We start from the raw sequence: 15,757 nt of genomic DNA on the forward strand, positions 1-15,757 counted from the left end.
CCGATAAAGAATATTAGGAGAACGACATGTCTCACAGCTCAGAGCTTATCGCAACGGACATCGAAGCGTATCTGAAAGTCCATGAAAACAAAGATTTATTGCGTTTTTTGACGTGCGGTAACGTTGATGATGGTAAATCCACACTGATTGGTCGTCTGCTTTTCGATTCAAAGCTGATTTACGAAGACCAAATGGCGGCTATTGAGAAGGATTCTCAGAAGTTTAATACGACCGATGGTGATTTTGATTTAGCGCTTCTTGTAGACGGTCTTCAGTCAGAGCGCGAGCAAGGCATCACCATTGATGTAGCCTACCGTTACTTCTCTACCGACAAGCGTAAGTTCATCATTGCCGATACTCCAGGTCATGAACAGTACACGCGTAATATGGTAACGGGTGCGTCTACGTGTGACCTAGCGATTGTAATGGTCGATGCGCGTCACGGCATCCAAACGCAAACCCGTCGTCACAGTTACATTTGTAGCTTGCTGGGCATTAAGCACATTATTGTGGCTATCAACAAGATGGACTTAATGGAGTACAGCCAAGACGTATATCAGAAGATTAAAGCGGACTACCGCGAGATGGCGAAAAACTTCAACATCGACGACATTCGCTTTGTGCCTATTTCAGCGCTGAACGGAGACAACGTGGTGACGCCAAGTGAAGCGATGGATTGGTACCCTGGTGCAACGCTGATGAAGCTGCTTGAAACGGTGAAAGTTGACCAAGACAAAGACCTTGAGCACATGCGCTTCCCTGTTCAGTACGTGAATCGTCCAAATCTGAATTTCCGCGGCTTTTGCGGCACGCTCGCGTCTGGTTTAGTACAAGTCGGTGATGAAGTAACCGCGCTGCCATCCGGTAAGAGTTCACGCGTGAAGTCTATTTACACCTTCGATGGCGAATTGGGTACCGCACGCCCAGGGCAAGCGATTACCATCACCTTGGAAGATGAAATTGATGTGTCACGCGGCGATATGCTGGTACACAACGGTCATGAGCCTAAAGTCACCAATAAAGTGAACGCTCACGTCGTATGGATGGGTGAGAACCCAATGCGTACGCACAAAGAGTACATCTTTAAATTCGCGACCAAATCTTGCGTTGGTAAAGTGACTGGTATCCCTCATAAGATTGATGTCAATACGTTAGAGCAGCACGCTGAAGAGAGCGAAACGTTAGACCTTAACGAGATTTCTTTGTCTGAGATTACATTGACGGATAAGATCGCTGTCGATACTTACCAAACACTGCCACAAACGGGTTCATTCATTGTGATTGATCGTCACAATAATGTGACAGTGGGCGCGGGTATGGTTGCATCGATATCGGATGAAAAAGTAGAAGAAGGTCGAGATTACTCTCCATCAGAAAAAGACTTGAATGCCTACGTGCGTAAGCACTTCCCTGAGTGGGGTTGTGCTGAGGTATAATCTCAATTAGATTGTAACTGAATAAAAAGGGCTCAATCTCATATCGAGATTGGGCCATTTTTACGTTTAACTTGAAATATTTTAGACTTGAGCGCTTTTGCTCTTAATCATTTTCAATTGAAAACCTAAGCCATTAATACACTTTTTCTGGAAGGTTGCGACAAGTTCTAATCCAGCTTGTAATGCGCCAAACATAGCTCATGGCTACGGTGTAAGAGGCAAAGCACATCAGAAATAGGATAAACATGGTTGATTCGGTAATTTCTAGGAACTCACCAAAAATACCGAACCCAGCGAAGCTACTTGCGATTAAACAAATGATAGCCAGAGTTTGACGTGATGTGCATCCAAGGCGTTGGAAGATGTGGTGTAGATGTTCTCTGTCGGGCTTGAATGGGGAGTCACCGCGGCGTACGCGTCTGAACATGATGGCAGCCATGTCCATCAGCGGAACAGCAATTAACCACAGTGCAGTAATTGGTCGTATCAGAGGGTTGGCTATATCTTGGCTAGCGCCCAGCAGTAACCAGATTACGGTAAAGCCAATCATCATACTGCCGGCATCGCCCATGAATATTTTACGTTCGCGGCCAAGAATGCCGAGATTCATTAAGATATAAGGAATGATCGCGACAATAAACACCACGCATAAATACGCTAAGCCGTGTTGGCTGTCGACTTTGAGTAAAATCGCGATACCAGCAAAGGTTACAATCGCAAGCCCACCTAGCAAACCATCGATGCCATCCACCATGTTGAACGCATTGATAGCCCCAATCACTGCAAGTATTGTTACTACGGGGCTAAGAATCCCTAAATGCAGATCTCCAGTACCGAAAAGGTTACCAATATTCTCTAGTCGAATGTCGGCGAAATACATCATGCTGATGGAGAGAATAGCTTGAACCACAAGTCGTATCTTGAAGCTAATGTCGAATTTATCATCAAGCGCTCCGATAATAATAAGCGCTATAATGGATGCTAAAAAGAGTGGGCTATGAGGGATAACATCCGGGTGGGTAACGATGAATTGGCCGATAGTTAAGCTGATCGCTATACCTCCTACCAATGGGATCGCGCCTGTGTGTAGCTTTCTCTCATTCGGTTTATCCACTAAGCCAATGGATTTCGCCACTTTTCGCATCAAAAAGAGTGAGGAAAAGGAAAAGAAGCCAACAAATGATAGCTCTAATAACATGATTAACTCTAGCCAAATTTTTGTATGAATTTTAATTGCGTGTATTTTACGCTAAAAACTGTTTTATGTACATGCTGTTGATTATGATTGTTGTCAATGTAGCTACTGACTTTTATAGCTATTAAGCATGATACTCAAACACAAAATGATATTTTTTTTCATATCCGATCCTCCTACCTGCGCCCTTTCTTGATCTTCCGCTACAGTTTTGACTGTAAACTGTAGTAAAATTACGCTAATTTGTTTTTATACCGATTTATTTTGAATTGAACGAGGTCAGTCCTATGTCAGCTAAGAAGCCAATGGCTCTAGTGATCCTTGACGGTTACGGTTACCGTCAAGACAACCAAGACAACGCTATCGCGAACGCTAATACACCTGTATTAGACGGTCTTATTGCTAACCAACCTAACACGCTAATCTCGGCTTCTGGCTTAGATGTAGGCCTACCAGATGGTCAAATGGGTAACTCAGAAGTGGGTCACACCAACATCGGTGCGGGTCGCGTGGTATACCAAGATTTAACGCGTATTACTAAATCAATCGCAGACGGCGAGTTCGGTCAAACTGAAGCGCTAGTGAATGCTGTTGATAAAGCGGTTAAAGCAGACAAAGCCGTGCACATCATGGGCCTTATGTCTCCAGGTGGCGTTCACTCTCATGAAGACCACATCTACGCAGCTGTTGAAATGGCAGCAGAGCGTGGCGCAGAGAAAATCTACCTACACGCATTCCTAGACGGTCGTGATACACCGCCACGTAGCGCAGAAAACACATTAGCTCGTTTCCAAGAGCTGTTCGCTAAACTAGGCAAAGGCCGTGTGGCTTCTCTTATTGGTCGCTACTACGCAATGGACCGTGATAACAACTGGGATCGCGTTCAAGAATCTTACGACCTGCTTACTCAAGCGAAAGGTGAATTCACGTTTGATACAGCTGTTGCTGGCCTAGAAGCGGCTTACGCTCGTGATGAAAACGATGAGTTCGTGAAAGCGACGGAAATCAAAGCAGAAGGCGAAGAATCTGCCGCTATCGTTGATGGCGATGCGGTTATCTTCATGAACTACCGTGCTGACCGTGCGCGTGAAATTACTCGTGCATTCGTACCTAACTTCGACGGTTTTGAGCGCAGCGTATTCCCAGCAATCGATTTCGTGATGCTGACTCAATACGCTGCAGACATCCCACTTCTATGTGCATTCCCACCGGCTTCTCTAGAGAACACTTATGGTGAATGGCTATCAAAAGAAGGCAAAACGCAGCTACGTATCTCTGAAACAGAGAAATACGCGCACGTGACGTTCTTCTTCAACGGCGGTAAAGAAGACGAGTTTGAAGGCGAAGAGCGTCAGCTTGTTGCTTCTCCAAAAGTAGCAACGTACGACCTACAGCCAGAAATGAGCGCGCCAGAGCTTACTGAAAAGCTTGTTGCAGCAATCAAAGGCGGCAAATACGACGCTATCGTGTGTAACTTCCCTAACTGTGACATGGTTGGCCACACTGGCGTTTACGATGCAGCGGTTAAAGCCGTAGAGTCGCTAGACGAATGTCTGGGTAAAGTAGTTGAAGCAATCAAAGAAGCCGATGGTCAACTGCTTATCACAGCAGACCACGGTAACGCGGAAATGATGGTAAACCCAGAAACGGGCGGCATCCACACGGCTCACACTAACCTACCAGTGCCACTTATCTACGTAGGCAGCAAAGACGTTGAGTTCAAAGAAGGCGGCAAGCTGTCTGACCTAGCACCAACGATGCTGTCTCTGTCTGGTATGGATATCCCAGCTGAAATGTCAGGTGACGTGATCGTTAAGTAATGGTTTGGCTCAGCGGTTCACGTTGAGCTTTGACGATTTTGAAAGCCCGCACTTCAAAGTGCGGGCTTTTTTATAGATGCGAGATACGAGTAAACGAGATTCGAAGAGCTAAACGTTATTTGTAGAGTATGCAGTGTTGAATGAGCAGTTGTTCTAAGTTTTGTTTTTGCAATGCGATCACATCAACAATTACTCTCGTTTCTTTCGGATGAGCTGACGGTAACGTTCGGTAGATAATACGAAAACGATCGAGGTGAAATTCGCGAAAGTTTTTCACTCCAAGATCTAGTAAAGAAGGGGCAATGTTTGCAGCATGAGGGTTATCAGAGACTAAGGCTTCAAATCGGTCGAGAAGAGCTTCTATGCGTTCAATAACAGCCACTTCACTAGAATAATCACTTAAGTAATTAATTAAAGCATCAAGTAGTTGCTCAAAGGTGTCTGTGTACTCGATGGTTGTCATATTATTGAACCGACTGCTTACGCTTTGCCAGTTTATCTCGAATCTGAGAGCCGGAGTTTACTCGGCCATGTTTTTCATCATCAATAGAAAACGACAATAGTTTCATTAGCGCTATAGCTTCATCTCTACGTTTTCGATCTTCATAAGATTCAATCGTATAAGCGGGCTTACCATTTTGAGTAATGGTCATAGGCTCAGATAAATCGAGGTTAGCCGCGTGCTTTTTTAAGTAACTTATCGTTTCAGTGGACATTATCATCATCTCTTAATGTAGGAGTTTAAATGTAGACTATATTTAGTCTGATAACAACGGCGCTTCTTGATGGTGAAACTTTATATTATTGATCTAGCGAGATAAGGTTTGCTTCTTTTTATTCAAAACCGAACGCTCAAAATCCAACAACCATTCTTTGCGGTTCATGCCGCCAGTGTAGCCCGTTAATGTACCGTTCGCCCCAATCACTCGATGGCAGGGGACAACAATGCTAAATGGGTTCTTACCGTTCGCACCACCTACTGCTCTTACTGCTTTCGGGTTATCCATTCTTTTCGCTTGCTCGCCATAGCTGATGGTTTCCCCATAAGGGATACTGGTTAATGCGACCCAAGCTTTGAGTTGAAAATCGGTACCTTTGGGTTCTAAAGGTAAGTCAAAACGGGTGCGTTGGCCTGCAAAGTATTCGTCTAGTTGGCGAGATACTCTAAGGCATAACTCGTCGGGGTTTTCTGTAATCTCTGGTTCGGTATTGATATGGTCAATTTCAATAAGCGACACACCATTACTAACAATGATCATCTTGCCAATCGGTGCGTCATAGAACATTTTGTAAGTGGTGTCTTCCATGTCATCTTCCTTCTTCTAGTCTCTTTCTGCTCTCAAGCTCTTCGAATCTCGATACCCGAATCTCTCATCTGCTCTTAAATCTTTTCGCTTCCTGATTACTCGAATCTCGTATCTGCTCTTATATCTTTTCGCATCCCGGTTACCCGCATCTCTCATCTGCTTTTTTAGGCTCTTCGAATCCCGTTTACTCGCATCTCGAATCTTTCTCTACTCGAAGCGCAAACAAATACCCAGAAATACCGCCCATGATGTTTCCTAGTGCTAAACCAATAAACAGCCCTTCTACGCCATCGATTTGGCTGCCTATCCACGCAAAGGGCAAGGTAAACACAAACAAGCGCATGAAGCTCCATTGGAAGGCTTTCAGTGGTTGATGCATCGCGTTCATGCCGCTGATCAACATCATCACAATGCCTTGAAATCCATAGCTAAAGGGCACTACTAGCAGGTAATGCCACAATATGCCTCGTACGGATTCTTCTTGAGAAAACAGGGCGGCCAAAGGAATGCTTAGCGGCACCATCATTAAGAAAATCAAACCTTGGAACATCACAGCAAAACGCATACTTAGAAACAGTGCCTTAAAGCTGCGTTGAGGGTTGTTCGCGCCAAAGTTCTGCGCCATGAAAGGCGTAAGGGCAGAAGTCAGAGACATCAACACAATGATAAGAATGGATTCAATACGCTGGGCAGCACCATAAGCAGCAACGGCTTCAGTCCCTTGCTTGGCCAGCATCATCATTATGATGGCACCCGCTAATGGATTCAGTGCGTTAGACAGAGCGGCTGGTGTGCCTATTTTTAGGATTTGTCGCCAGTCACTGACGATGTTTATCAGCTTAGGAGGAGCAAGCAGTTTTTCTCGCACCATCAACACGTACAGTGAGCCACACAAAGCACCAAACCAACTGAAACCACTGGCAATGGCTGCGCCTTGAATCCCCAGTTCAGGAAAAGGCCCATAACCGAAGATGAGTAGTGGATCTAAAACGCCATTAATAAGCCCAGCCAGTAGCATGATCTTGGCGGGCGTTTTTGTATCACCTGTTGCTCGAATCGCGCTGTTGCCTGCCATGGGAATGACCAACAATGGGATCGCGAGATACCACACCGACATATATTCCGATATCAGCGGCAGCAACTCTTGCTTTGCCCCTAACAGGGTAAACATAGGTTCTAAGAAGGTAATACCTAGCGTAGAAGCGCAGCCGACAAGAAGCAGAGCCAGCAATAAGCCATGACAGGTAAAGCGTGCTGCATTTTGTGCACAGCCTTGGCCAAGCAATCGCCCAATACATGTCGAAAGGCCGATGCCGATTCCCATGGTGATGCAGTTGATGCCAAAGGTGACTGGAAAGGTAAAGCTCACCGCAGCTAAGGCTTGAGTACCCAGCAATGAAATAAAGAAAGTATCGACGAGGTTAAACATCAAGATCGCCACCATACCGAATATGGTCGGTATGGTCATGGTACGCAATGTACTCTCAATTGGGGCAGTTAATAGCCCGTGCTTATCTTGCATGTAAAACGCCGATAGAAACCAAAAGCGTAGGATAAACAGATGCGGGCGGGAAGGGAATAGCTTAAAGAGCAGATACGAGATGCGAGTAATCGGGATACGAAGAGCTTAAAAGCAGAAGCGGGATTCGAGTAAGCGAGATGCGAAGAGCTTAAAAGCAGATACGAGATGCGGGTAAACGAGTATCGAAGAGCTAAAAGCGGAGAAAAGAAAAGCAGCCTTCTTTTGCTTAACCCCCTGACATTTACACAGGATTATTCGCAGGGGCGTTTTTGTTTTTCGTATCTCGCATCCCGTTTACTCGCATCTGCTCTTATCTGCCTTTTAGATCACAATTTTTATCTTTTCCCCCTTGGGTTCTTCCACATCGCCCCAACATATTGGGTAACCCCATGCCAATCGTGGCAACTATCAAATTAAATGGAAATTATCAGGAGATCTGACCGATGAATATCCGTCCTCTACACGACCGAGTTATCGTTGAGCGCCAAGAAGTTGAATCTAAATCTGCTGGTGGCATCGTTCTAACTGGTTCTGCCGCTGAAAAATCAACGCGCGGTATTATTCTAGCTGTTGGCAAAGGCCGCATTTTAGAAAATGGTTCAGTGCAACCATTGGACGTTAAAGTTGGCGATACTGTTATCTTTTCTGAAGGCTACGGCACTAAAACTGAAAAGATCGACGGCAAAGAAGTTCTGATCATGTCTGAAAACGACATCATGGCGATCGTTGAGTAATCCGCGCCACACATTGAACTGATTTAATAAAGAATTTTAAAGGAAATTAAGATGGCTGCTAAAGACGTTAAATTTGGTAACGACGCACGTATTAAAATGCTAGAAGGTGTAAACGTTCTGGCTGACGCAGTAAAAGTAACGCTAGGTCCTAAAGGCCGTAACGTTGTTCTAGACAAATCATTTGGCGCACCAACGATCACTAAAGATGGTGTTTCAGTTGCACGTGAAATCGAACTTGAAGACAAGTTCCAAAACATGGGCGCACAAATGGTTAAAGAAGTGGCTTCGCAAGCGAATGACGCGGCGGGCGACGGAACAACTACAGCAACAGTATTGGCTCAGTCGATTATCGCTGAAGGCCTAAAAGCGGTTGCTGCGGGTATGAACCCAATGGATCTTAAGCGCGGCATCGACAAAGCGGTTATCGCGGCTGTTGAAGAGCTGAAGAACCTTTCTGTTCCTTGTTCAGACACGAAAGCTATCGCGCAAGTAGGTACTATCTCTGCGAACTCTGATTCGACAGTGGGTAACATCATTGCTGAAGCGATGGAAAAAGTAGGTCGTGATGGCGTTATCACGGTTGAAGAAGGTCAGGCTCTACAAGACGAGCTAGACGTAGTTGAAGGTATGCAATTCGACCGCGGTTACCTATCTCCTTACTTCATCAACAACCAAGAAGCAGGTTCTGTTGACCTAGATAGCCCGTTCATTCTTCTTATCGACAAGAAAGTGTCTAACATCCGTGAACTTCTTCCGACTCTAGAAGCGGTTGCTAAGGCATCTCGTCCACTTCTTATCATCGCTGAAGATGTAGAAGGCGAAGCGCTAGCAACTCTTGTTGTGAACAACATGCGTGGCATCGTTAAAGTGGCTGCGGTTAAAGCACCTGGTTTCGGCGACCGTCGTAAGTCTATGCTGCAAGACATCGCTATCCTAACGGGCGGCACGGTAATCTCTGAAGAGATCGGCCTAGACCTTGAAAAAGTAACGCTAGAAGACCTAGGTCAAGCTAAGCGCATTACGATCACTAAAGAAAACTCAACCATCATCGATGGTGCGGGTAATGAAGAGATGATCAAAGGTCGTGTTTCTCAAATTCGTCAACAAATCGAAGATGCGACGTCTGACTACGATAAAGAAAAACTTCAAGAGCGCGTAGCTAAGCTAGCTGGCGGTGTTGCAGTAATCAAAGTTGGCGCTGCGACTGAAGTTGAGATGAAAGAGAAGAAAGACCGCGTAGAAGATGCACTTCACGCAACTCGCGCTGCTGTTGAAGAGGGTGTGGTTGCTGGTGGTGGTGTTGCACTTATCCGCGCTGCATCTAAAGTTGCTGGCCTTGAGGGCGACAACGAAGAGCAAAACGTAGGTATCCGTGTTGCACTACGTGCAATGGAAGCGCCTATCCGTCAAATCACAACCAATGCTGGTGATGAAGAATCAGTTGTTGCTAACAATGTTCGTGCTGGCGAAGGTAACTACGGTTACAACGCGGCTACTGGCGAATACGGCGACATGATTGCTATGGGTATCCTAGATCCAACTAAGGTAACGCGTTCTGCACTTCAGTTCGCAGCATCAGTTGCTGGTCTTATGATCACAACAGAAGCGATGATCACTGACAAGCCACAAGATTCTGGCCCTGCAATGCCTGATATGGGTGGCATGGGCGGTATGGGTGGCATGGGCGGCATGATGTAATCATCCCCCTTTCTCGTAACAGAGAAAGTCATACATAAGCTTTAAAAAACGGAGACTTCGGTCTCCGTTTTTGTTTGCTCGTTATAATTGGATTCGTCGTTAAACTGAGATTCCAGATACTTCGTTCCTCAGTTCTAGAATGACGGTTGTTATTACTGGAGTTATTTTGCGTTTCGTCATTCCCTATAGCGAGGCACGAGCGTGATAGGGAACCTTTAGTGTTGTGCATCGAAATGTGTGCTGACGGCTACTCTTACTTCTCACCGTATCCCTTTCTTTATATTGCTCTTTATGGTTTTGCGTCTTATATTCAACAGTACAGTTATGACATTGATCTAACATGGATAGCTGTTGAATAAAGGATAATAAATGCTTGATTGAAAATGGATTAATCAAGTCAACAATAAGTCAGTGGAGACTCCCCAATGAAAAAATTACTTTCAGTACTTGCTGTTTCTGCAGCGGTAATGGCGCCAGCAGCATTTGCTTCTTCGCCTGTTATGTTTTCAACGATCAACGGCTTCAATGCTCCGGATTCAGATGCGGTTGGTGGTGTACGTTTGGCTCTGCTTCACGGACAAGTGAACGACGTTAAAGGTGTCGACCTTGCGGTTGTGGGTATGTCAGAAACACAAACCACGACGGGTGTGAACCTGGGTATTTTTGGTGCGCATAAAGTAAACCAAGAAATGACCGGTGCTTCTTTGGGTATATTCAACTGGAACCCAGGAAAAACAACGGGCTTGAACTTGGGTGCAGTGAACATCACCAATGATGTGAAAGGCGCGAACGTGAGCTTCGTCAACTACTCTGAAGGCAACACTATGGTTGATGTTGGTGCGGCGAACCTTTCAGAAGTGTCGACAGTTCAGGTTGGTATCTTCAATAAAACCAACAAAATCGAAGGCGTACAGATTGGTCTGATCAACTGTGCTGATAACGGTTTCTTCCCGTGCTTCCCGATTGTCAATTTCGCTAAATAGAATATGAATTTCACGAAATAGAACGCGGTTGAGCCTCTAGATTCACTATTGGTGAGTTAAGTGATTTATTAGTGCTCAAGCCTATCAATGCCTAAATTCTTTTGTTTAGGCATTATTCTTTTGTTTAGACACTGTTCTTTTGTTGAAGCACTGTTGTTTCAATCCCTTTTCCGATTTACATACCTCAAATTAGTTAATAAGCACTTGGTTTTATACTTTCTATTGCAGTATTTTTACTTATAAGTACAATGTGCGCTAAAATCACAACGTCGACTTATATGCTTTGATAAAACACCATACCATCGATTTTAAAAAGGCTTTCTTAAGCCTTACCGCCAGTTTTTTAGTCGTTTTGGGCTTATTGCTCGTTGATTCAGCGGAAGAATCAGATAAACAGTATGGAATCGAAAACCAAGGTGTCACGCGCTCTCTTGCTGAGCTCACAAAGATCATTAATGCCCTTGAATACAACATCACGGCACTTTACCCACTGCATGGCGATACTTATGTGTTCTCGCATGAAAAAAAGGTAGAGGGTGAGACGTGCTATTTCATCAGTGAGGAGCAACAAGCCCCTCGTTTTGACTTCATGTTCTCAGGCCCTAGCGAAATGTGTGATCCGAAGTCAGATCTTAACTCTGAAGCCGGTAAGCGCTTATTCATCGCTCCAACCATGGCTTATTTTGCCAATACTATTGATACCATCTCTGCGATTTACTTTATCTCGAAAGAGAAGTTTATTATCTCTTCGCCTTCTGATTTTGCTCGCACGATTAAGGGCGATACCTTTGACTCTGTGGTAAACAGTCGTCCGTACTGGGTGAATACGATTCGTTTTGGCTTAGCGCAAGGTCAAGAGCAAGTTGTCTATACGGGCCAATATGATGATTACCTGACGGGTAAAAAAGTCGTGACGTTAACCAAAGGCATTTACGTTAATGGTGAGTTTAAAGGGGTATTGGGTGTCGATGGCTATGTCTCTAACCTCGTATCGAACCCTACTCATGGTTATAAAGTCACCAGTACTCGAGGCGCAAACAAGTACGGGGTTATGGACTTTACCTATTCCAAGCCTTTGTATGTTGATGACATTAACACCCAGTTATATCTCAGTATTGAAGAAGAGAAGAGCGAGCACTTTCTGCATGTATTGGAGATGGAGAAGATTCAGCTTTCGATACTGTTTGTTTTGTATTTGCTCTCGGTTTTATGGCTATGGCGTTTTTATACAAGACAAGAACACCAGCGTTTGAATGACCTAGCAATGTGCGACCCATTAACTGGTTTACTGAATCGACGCGGCTTTGAAGCTCGATTACTGGCTCAGGACGAACAGCCGATTATTGGTGTTGGCGTGTTTGATATCGATGATTTTAAAGTGGTTAATGACCGCTATGGCCACAAAACAGGGGACGAGGTGATTTGCCATGTGGCTCAGTTGATGCTGAACAGCGTTAGGCAGCAAGATATCGTGGCACGGTTTGGTGGTGAAGAGTTTGTTGTCGCGATCACGGGGGAATCCTCAGAGCTGCTTTCGTCGATCTTTGAGCGAATTCAAAACGACATTAGCCTGCAAAGTTATCGATGTCCGACGGGTGACAAGGTGAGTATTTCTGTTTCTGGGGGAGCGACGCTCTATTCTCTGTACAAGTTCGACAGTGTTGGTCACTTGTGGGAAAACCAGAGTATTCGTTCTTCGGATGAGCAACTTTATAAGGCGAAAGCCGCGGGTAAGAATCAAGTGTGTATTCACGTGCATTAAGCGCTTGTCTAAAAACTCAAAGCCTAGTCGTTTGACTAGGCTTCTTTTTCGTTTCTAAGAATTCGTTTCTAAGAATTTGCCTCTAAGAAATAGAATCTAAGGACAAAATGTCTTTAACATAAACGCATCTAAAATTAGAGGTTACTTCTTCACGCGACCTTTATTCATCCACTTCTGATGCACACCACGACGCAGGCTTTGGAAACTGTTTTCCACCTTGTCGACACCAAGCAGTATGACAAGCGCCATTAAAGTGATGATGACAGACTGAGAAAGGTGTCCTAAGGCAATCATCATCCCCAACGCAGCCAACACCCAAATAATCGCCGCAGACGTGACGCCATGAATCTTGCCATCCAATGTCATCATTACCCCGGCCCCAAGAAATCCCACCCCCGTTATTATCTGACCAAGCACACGGGCTTGATCGAGTGTGTTGGGAGATAAGCTAATCGCCATGGTGAGAAAGAAATAAGTACCGCTGATAATCAAAATGGAGGTTCGTATTCCAACGGGTTTACCGCGGGTTTGCCTTTCGATTCCGATTAATGATCCACACAGCATACATGCTGCGAGGCCTGCCCAGCTAAAGGGGGCAAGGTTGAGAGTTTGTTCTATAAATTGTGGCATATCACCCCTCCTAAAAATTTAGAATAGAGCCGAGTATGCTAATAATAGACCGGACGATCGAACAAAAAATTTTTGTCTTAACGGTTGATAGAGGTGACTTAAAAGCTAGCAGCCGCTTGTCGTTAATTCAAAGCTAGGCGCAGAAGAAGAGGTTGCTTCGTTGTAAAGTAAGAAGCAGTCTTCCGAAGATTTCTTCTTACTTTTGGTCATGAAACGAATCCATGGTATTTCTTTAGAAGTATTATGGAAATACCATTCAGCAGGATCATTCGCATTAAATATGGAATCTGCGAAAGTACTTTCAATCAACAGACTCCAAGCATTTGCTGAGTCTGCCGCTGGGTATCCATATGCAAGTTCTATGTTGTCACCTTCGATTGTAATTTTAGCAGTGCTTAACTTTTCTAAACCTTGCTGAATTGCAATCGGGTAAACCATGTCAGCAGCACTTTGCATACCGCCTCTCAAACCTTGAAGGGCTGAAATACGAGCATCACTCTGTAGATTGAGAAACTTAGAAGCGGCAGTCACCGACACAATACCCAGAATGACAATTACGATAACCAATTCGATCATGGTAAAGCCTCGGTTAGAGGACCAGTTATTGTTCGGATGCGTCTTCATTTTGGTAACTTCTTTATTCAATATGTAAGTCGAGTGGTGTCTTGCTGCTACGGCCGCCAATCTCGCGAGTTAACTTAGGTACGAGGTAGCCAGAAACCTCAGAGATCAAACCCTTAAAGTGCATCTTTGCTTCTTCATCGGAGATATAGAAGTGAGCGGCGCCCTGAACTTTATCAAGTACATGCATATAGTAAGGTAAAACACCGGCATCGAATAGCTTTTCGCTTAATTCTTTCAAAGAGTTAGCGCTGTCATTTACGCCTTTTAGCATCACGCCCTGATTAAGCAGAGTAGCACCACTGAGTTTCAACTTATGGAAAGCTTGTTTGAGCTCCACGTTGATTTCATTGGCATGATTAATATGGCTGACCATCACCACGTTGAGGCGAGTTCGAGCTAACAATTGGCATAGCTCATCCGTCACTCGAGCAGGGATCACAACCGGTAATCGGCTATGAATTCGAACGGTTTTTACATGCGGAATCTGTTCGATGGCATTGATCAGCCATTCGAGTTCGCTGTCTTTGGCCATCAAAGGGTCACCACCGGATAAGATAACCTCGTTGATCTCTGGATGAGTGGCCACATAGTCGAGGCTAGTTTGCCACACAGACTTAGAACCCTTGTTGTCTTGGTAAGGGAAATGACGGCGGAAGCAGTAGCGGCAGTTGATGGCGCAGCCCCCTTTTACAATCATTAGCGCGCGACTTTTGTATTTGTGCAGCAGTCCTGGAATTGCGTTTTCTTGCTCTTCTAGTGGATCGGCGGAATAGCCTTGATGAACCTCGAACTCTTCGTTGAGTGGTAACACCTGACGCAATAGAGGGTCGTGTGGGTTGCCTTTTTCCATTCGCTCAACAAAGCTAAGAGGGACTCGAAGTGAAAACAGCTCACGTGCTGCGAATCCTTTTTGCCACGGTGTTGGGTCTATTTCCAATGCTTGAAGCAGTTTTGTCGGGTCAGAGATCGCATTCGATAGTTGTTTGAGCCAGTTTTGCTCAACAGATTCGACTTTTCGGGTTATGATATGCGGCATTGAAATTAACTCAAAGATGTGGAAGAGAAAATCATGGCGTCAGTAAGCACCAATGAATTCAAAGGCGGTTTAAAATTCATGTTAGATAATGAGCCTTGCGCAATTATCGACAATGAATACGTTAAGCCAGGTAAAGGCCAAGCGTTTAACCGTGTAAAACTTCGTAAACTGCTGTCAGGCAAAGTGTTAGAGAAAACATTCAAGTCAGGCGAAAGCTTTGAGCTTGCAGATGTTGTTGACGTTGAACTAGGTTACCTATACAACGATGGCGAATTCTACCACTTCATGAACAACGAAACATTTGAGCAAATCGCAGCAGACGTAAAAGCAGTCGCTGATTCAGCAAAATGGTTAGTTGAAAATGACGTTTGTACTCTAACGTTGTGGAATGATAACCCTATCACAGTTACTCCGCCAAACTTTGTTGAGATCCCAGTAACTGAAACTGATCCTGGCCTTAAAGGCGATACACAGGGTACGGGTGGTAAACCTGCAACTCTAGCAACAGGCGCGGTAGTTCGCGTACCTCTATTCATCGCTATCGGTGAAGTTGTTAAAGTTGATACTCGTACTGGCGAATACGTTGGTCGTGTAAAATAATTTGATTGTGTCCACCTTGTTTAAGGTGGCCCAGTGAAATAGAAAAGGTCGCTTATGAGCGGCCTTTTTTGTATCTCGAGATCAGATGCGCGTAAACGAGATGCGAGATACGAAGAGCTTGAAGGGCAGATGCGAGTAAACGAGATTCGGGATACGAAGAGCTTGAAGGGCAGATGCGAGTAAGCGGGATGCGAGATACGAGATACGAAGAGCGGGAAAGGCAGATTCGAGTAAACGAGATGCGAGATACGAAGAGCGGGAAAGGCAGATTCGAGTAACCGAGATGCGGGATACGAAGAGCTTGAAGAGCAGATACGAGTAACCGGGATGCGAGATACGAAAAGCAGGAAGATCAGAGCGAGTAAGAGAGATAAGAGATTCGACAAGCAATAAAAAAGCAGAGCTGGATA

15 protein-coding genes are annotated in these 15,757 nt (G+C 44.9%); 7 read left to right on the top strand and 8 right to left on the bottom strand.

What is annotated here, in order from left to right; all coding sequences use genetic code 11:
- Positions 1 to 26 precede the first annotated feature (26 nt).
- Positions 27 to 1,436: a sulfate adenylyltransferase subunit CysN gene (cysN, locus tag AC3CID_RS01085; protein ID WP_488526839.1), complete on the top strand. Its 1,410-nt coding sequence runs from the start codon at positions 27 to 29 to the stop codon at positions 1,434 to 1,436.
- A 133-nt stretch (positions 1,437 to 1,569) separates the two neighbouring features.
- Here the strand turns inward: cysN and wecA are convergent, their stop codons facing one another.
- On the bottom strand, positions 1,570 to 2,634 hold the full coding sequence (gene wecA, locus AC3CID_RS01090; RefSeq protein ID WP_488526840.1) for a UDP-N-acetylglucosamine--undecaprenyl-phosphate N-acetylglucosaminephosphotransferase: 1,065 nt from the start codon (positions 2,632 to 2,634) through the stop codon (positions 1,570 to 1,572).
- A 284-nt stretch (positions 2,635 to 2,918) separates the two neighbouring features.
- Between wecA and gpmM the strand changes: the two genes are divergently transcribed.
- A complete protein-coding gene (gpmM, locus tag AC3CID_RS01095; protein ID WP_488526841.1) occupies positions 2,919 to 4,451 on the top strand; it encodes a 2,3-bisphosphoglycerate-independent phosphoglycerate mutase in 1,533 nt (510 codons plus the stop codon).
- 115 nt (positions 4,452 to 4,566) lie between these two features.
- Here the strand turns inward: gpmM and AC3CID_RS01100 are convergent, their stop codons facing one another.
- The 4 genes from AC3CID_RS01100 to AC3CID_RS01115 all read right to left on the bottom strand — a co-directional run bounded on the left by AC3CID_RS01100 (position 4,567) and on the right by AC3CID_RS01115 (position 7,280).
- The gene (locus AC3CID_RS01100) at positions 4,567 to 4,914 is read right to left on the bottom strand and encodes a type II toxin-antitoxin system RelE/ParE family toxin (protein ID WP_488526842.1); all 348 of its coding nucleotides are present in this window, start codon (positions 4,912 to 4,914) and stop codon (positions 4,567 to 4,569) included.
- Between the two features lies 1 nt (position 4,915).
- Complete coding sequence (locus tag AC3CID_RS01105) at positions 4,916 to 5,167, bottom strand: type II toxin-antitoxin system Phd/YefM family antitoxin (RefSeq protein ID WP_052880189.1); 252 nt, start codon at positions 5,165 to 5,167, stop codon at positions 4,916 to 4,918.
- Positions 5,168 to 5,260: 93 nt separating this feature from the next.
- Positions 5,261 to 5,758, bottom strand: coding sequence for a methylated-DNA--[protein]-cysteine S-methyltransferase (locus AC3CID_RS01110; protein WP_488526843.1), 498 nt, complete (start codon positions 5,756 to 5,758; stop codon positions 5,261 to 5,263).
- A gap of 184 nt (positions 5,759 to 5,942) precedes the next feature.
- Entirely contained in the window at positions 5,943 to 7,280 is a 1,338-nt protein-coding gene (locus tag AC3CID_RS01115; RefSeq protein WP_488526844.1) for an MATE family efflux transporter, read from the bottom strand.
- Positions 7,281 to 7,723: 443 nt separating this feature from the next.
- On the opposite strand from AC3CID_RS01115, the gene AC3CID_RS01120 reads away from it, so the two are divergent.
- The 4 genes from AC3CID_RS01120 to AC3CID_RS01135 all read left to right on the top strand — a co-directional run bounded on the left by AC3CID_RS01120 (position 7,724) and on the right by AC3CID_RS01135 (position 12,457).
- Complete coding sequence (locus AC3CID_RS01120) at positions 7,724 to 8,014, top strand: co-chaperone GroES (RefSeq protein WP_076667770.1); 291 nt, start codon at positions 7,724 to 7,726, stop codon at positions 8,012 to 8,014.
- Between the two features lie 51 nt (positions 8,015 to 8,065).
- Entirely contained in the window at positions 8,066 to 9,712 is a 1,647-nt protein-coding gene (gene groL / locus AC3CID_RS01125) for a chaperonin GroEL (protein WP_017079119.1), read from the top strand.
- Positions 9,713 to 10,137: 425 nt separating this feature from the next.
- Positions 10,138 to 10,695: a VC2662 family protein gene (locus AC3CID_RS01130; RefSeq protein WP_004733330.1), complete on the top strand. Its 558-nt coding sequence runs from the start codon at positions 10,138 to 10,140 to the stop codon at positions 10,693 to 10,695.
- A gap of 283 nt (positions 10,696 to 10,978) precedes the next feature.
- Positions 10,979 to 12,457 carry a sensor domain-containing diguanylate cyclase gene (locus AC3CID_RS01135; RefSeq protein WP_488526845.1) on the top strand — a complete coding sequence of 493 codons (1,479 nt, stop codon included), beginning with the start codon at positions 10,979 to 10,981 and terminating at the stop codon, positions 12,455 to 12,457.
- A gap of 141 nt (positions 12,458 to 12,598) precedes the next feature.
- On the opposite strand, the gene AC3CID_RS01140 is transcribed toward AC3CID_RS01135, so the two are convergent.
- The 3 genes from AC3CID_RS01140 to epmB form a co-directional block, all read right to left on the bottom strand.
- Positions 12,599 to 13,087: an MgtC/SapB family protein gene (locus AC3CID_RS01140; RefSeq protein WP_017076347.1), complete on the bottom strand. Its 489-nt coding sequence runs from the start codon at positions 13,085 to 13,087 to the stop codon at positions 12,599 to 12,601.
- Positions 13,088 to 13,192: 105 nt separating this feature from the next.
- Positions 13,193 to 13,711, bottom strand: coding sequence for a prepilin-type N-terminal cleavage/methylation domain-containing protein (locus AC3CID_RS01145; protein ID WP_488526846.1), 519 nt, complete (start codon positions 13,709 to 13,711; stop codon positions 13,193 to 13,195).
- 13 nt (positions 13,712 to 13,724) lie between these two features.
- A complete protein-coding gene (epmB, locus tag AC3CID_RS01150; protein ID WP_488526847.1) occupies positions 13,725 to 14,747 on the bottom strand; it encodes an EF-P beta-lysylation protein EpmB in 1,023 nt (340 codons plus the stop codon).
- A gap of 33 nt (positions 14,748 to 14,780) precedes the next feature.
- Here epmB and efp point away from each other — a divergent pair, with 33 nt between their 5' ends.
- Positions 14,781 to 15,347: an elongation factor P gene (efp, locus tag AC3CID_RS01155; protein WP_004733338.1), complete on the top strand. Its 567-nt coding sequence runs from the start codon at positions 14,781 to 14,783 to the stop codon at positions 15,345 to 15,347.
- Positions 15,348 to 15,757: the final 410 nt, after the last annotated feature.

It is taken from the genome of Vibrio sp. QJM3NY_21 (assembly GCF_057785975.1).